Origin of the sequence: Paratractidigestivibacter sp., from assembly GCF_052362415.1 — a bacterium.
Lineage (GTDB): Bacteria > Actinomycetota > Coriobacteriia > Coriobacteriales > Atopobiaceae > Paratractidigestivibacter.
Genome location: NZ_DAWEMK010000035.1, coordinates 13,426 through 16,283 on the forward strand (window position 1 = coordinate 13,426; position 2,858 = coordinate 16,283).

1 protein-coding gene is annotated in these 2,858 nt (G+C 58.2%); it reads left to right on the forward strand.

The window, feature by feature from the left end:
- Positions 1–734 precede the first annotated feature (734 nt).
- A partial coding sequence (locus tag ACT84W_RS05145) for a Spy0128 family protein (protein ID WP_444328433.1) occupies positions 735–2,858 on the forward strand: 2,124 nt, incomplete at its 3' end.

Below are 2,858 nucleotides of genomic sequence, written 5' to 3' on the forward strand. Positions count from 1 at the left end.
AAGAAGGCCAGGTCCGACGTTCCCGCGACTGGCGGCAGCGCCAACGCCGCTCTTCCCGTTGCCGCAGCCATCGCCGACGTTGCCCTCGTGGGCGCTGTGGCGATCCGCAAGCGTAACGACCGCTGGGGAGCGTGGCCCACGCGATCTTCTTCATAGCATGAGCCAGCACCTGATTCTGGGCGGTCCTTTTGGGTCGCCCTTTCTTTATTCCTTTCCGGGGGTATATCACGGCAATCGCATCTAGACATGACCACAAGATGCGGCTATATGCGTAAATTCAATCTGTCAAATGTGGAGATATTGTTATAGCTCATTCAGAGAAATATAAAACCTGAAAGTAAAATAAAGATTCCCTATTATGTGAAAAAGTACCCACGCTATGAGTAAGAAGGCATAAACCGTCGCAATCCGGCCCTCTTACCAGCGGGGGGGTGCATTGTGTAAATCTCTTTTTGTGTTCAGCTAAGAACAATTTAATCCAAAATCAGATTAAAGCCGTAAGCTAACGGGCTTGTACGATTTAAATAATGAATTTATCTCTAACATTTTTAAGCAAATTTTGGCCGAACATGACTCTGTATAGCTGGGCGCAGGCTCGCCCAGCTCGCATTGTCGTCGGCAAAGAAGGAGCTGAAAATGAAGCGACATACGCATGAACGACCACGAATCGGAGGTGCATTGGAAGCGCCAAGAAAACCTGTCTTGGCGCTGCTGGCAGTGCTGCTTACCGCACTGTGCGTGACACTGTCCGTTCCCGCCGCGGCGTTCGCGGAAGGGGGGGCGACATCGCCAGCAAACCTCCCGTCCACACCAAGACCATCACACCCAACAATGATGGCACCTACGACCTCTCGCTCACCGTCACAGGCGACACCGAGCTGTCGGAGACCAAGACGAGCGCGAACGTCATCGTGGTGCAGGACGTCTCTGGCTCGATGGACAACGACGTCTATACGTATTCGCTCGAGAAGACTGAGGAGTACGACCGGGACGGCACCTACGGCATGGTTGACGGTGAACCTGTCAAGCTGGAGCGAAACTGGGGCTTTTTTGGCTTGGGCGCCTACAACTACTACCTCGACGCGAACGGCAAAGAGGTTAAGTACACCGGCGACATGTACCACAAGGTCGGGAAAGAGACGGGCAAGACGCGCCTCGACGTTGCGAAGGAAGCCCTCAACAGCCTCGCCGATCAGCTGATCGCATCCGACGACAGCACCATCAAGCTGTCGCTCGAGACGTTCTCCGACCGGGGAAGCACTCCGAGCCAGTACTACACCGGCGGTCAGGCGTTCGACTTCAAGAGCGCCGTCAATGGACTGCGAGCCAATGGAGGCACCAATTGGGTCGACGCCCTTACCAAGGCGAACGAGAAGGCGAAGGAAGACCCCAACACTCCCACCTATGTCATTTTCCTCTCTGATGGCGAGCCTACCTATGGCAGGGACCTCTGGGGAAACCGTACCGGTAACGGAACTACTTACCAGGAGGAGTACTTCAACAACGCCGTCGACGAGGCCAACAAGCGTCCGTCTAACGTCAAGGGCCTCTTTACCGTTTATACCGGTTCCGAGGCTGAACAAAGGATGAACAGCTTCGCGCAGAAGACTACCGGCGGCTCCGCGTTCGACGGCACAGACTCCGAGAAGCTCAACGCGGCTTTTGCCAACATTATCCAGACCATCACGAAGTCCGCGGGCTACAAGGACGTTAAGATCGTCGACAAACTTTCCGAGTACGTGACGGGCACCGCCGATGACGGCGCGATTGACCTCGAGTCGGTGGGCTACCAGAAGAACGGCGAGGCCTGGGCCGACCCACCTCGCGCTTCAATCGGCGAGGACGGAACCCTGAGCTGGGACCTCTCGTCCGTCGGCGAGCTCGAGAAGGGCACGACCTACAAGGTGACCTTCAAGGTCAAGCCGAGCCAGGCGGCCTACGATGAGGCTGCCAAAAACGGCAAGGAGACTGTGCTTCCCTCCAATGACGGGGATGGCACCAGCGTCTTCTACAAGACCGTTCTCAAAGAGACGGGCAAGGACGACCAGGTTTCCGACGAGAAGTCCGCCGGCTTCGAGGTCCCGACCTTCTCGGCTCCGGTAGACACCGTGACCGTAAAGAAGGAGTGGGCGAACACCAACGGAGCCCAGCTTCCCGACGCCGTGACCGTCCAGCTTCAGAAGGACGGCCAGAACTACGGCGACCCGTTCCAGCTGACCGCCGCGGGCGACTGGGCAAAGGACACCGTCGTCCCCGCCGGCGTGGGCCAGATCTCCTGGTCCGTGGTCGAGACCGCCGTCGACGGCTATGACACCTCCTATAGCGATGCCGTCAAGGGCTCCGGCGTGCTTACCGTGACCAACACCCACAAGACGTGGCCCGGCAAGCTGGACGGCGCGGCGAACCTCGCCGTGACCAAGGTGCTCGAGGGCCGCGACTGGAAGGACGGCGACTCCTTCAAGTTCAATCTCAAGCAGACCAAGGGCAACGAGTCCGCCGTCAAGATGCCCGAGTCAACCGAGCTCACCATCGACTCGAAGACACCCGACCACAAGGCCGCCTTCGGCGACATCACCTTCTCGGCTGCCGGCGAGTATGAGTTCACCATCACCGAGCTGGGTCAGAGCCACAACGGCGTGACCTACGACCAGACCAAGAACGTCGTCAAGGTCAAAGTTGAAGAGAAGGACGGCAAGTTCGTCGCCAATGTGATCGAGGGCGCGAACCCGACCTTTACCAACACCTACGCGGCGCAGCCCGTCACCCTTGCCTCCGGCGTGAGCGTGACCAAGGTGCTCGAGGGCCGCGACTGGAAGGATTCCGACGCCTTCGAGTTCGCCATTGCTCCGCAGGGCAGT